The 678-nt window shown below is 49.1% G+C and carries 2 protein-coding genes; both read left to right on the forward strand.

Translation table 11 applies throughout. The features are described from left to right. The coding region (locus tag R7E78_RS27020; protein ID WP_318058731.1) for an aldehyde dehydrogenase family protein at positions 1-263 on the forward strand (263 nt) is incomplete at its 5' end. A 14-nt stretch (positions 264-277) separates the two neighbouring features. Continuing rightward, a partial coding sequence (locus R7E78_RS27025; RefSeq protein WP_318058732.1) for an aminotransferase class III-fold pyridoxal phosphate-dependent enzyme occupies positions 278-678 on the forward strand: 401 nt, incomplete at its 3' end.

Here is a 678-nt window from a genome sequence, read left to right on the forward strand (position 1 = left end):
TTGACAGCGACGAACAGCTGATCGAAATGGCGAACGACACCATCTACGGTCTCGCGTCGTACTTCTACAGCCAAAACATTCACCGTGTTTGGAAAATCGCAGAAGCGCTCGAATACGGCATGGTCGGCATTAACGAAGGCATGATTTCTACTGAAGTCGCTCCTTTCGGTGGTGTTAAGCAGTCCGGCATCGGACGCGAAGGAGCAAAACAAGGTATCGATGAATATATCGACGTGAAATATCTCTGCTTTGGCGGCAACTAATTAAGGACAAAACAATGACAAACCAACAACTACACGAAAGAAGAAGCCAAGTTATCGCTCAAGGCATGGGCGCACTGTACCCACTTTACGTCGAGAAAGCAGAAAACGCTTACGTATGGGATATCGAAGGCAACAAATACATCGACTTTGCAGCGGGCATCGCGGTAACTAACACCGGGCATTCTCACAAACGTATCAGTGAAGCGGTAAAAGCTCAGTTGGATAACTTCTCGCACACGTGTGCGATGGTTACGCCGTATGCGTCATTCGTTGAGCTGGCAGAAAAGCTGACAGAACTTGTACCAGGTGAGACTAAGAAGAAAGCGATCTTCCTGACCACTGGCGCCGAGGCGGTCGAAAACGCTGTGAAAGTAGCGCGCGCTCATACTGGTCGTAGCGGCGTGATAGCATTTAA

The organism is Vibrio sp. YT-19(2023), assembly GCF_033337395.1.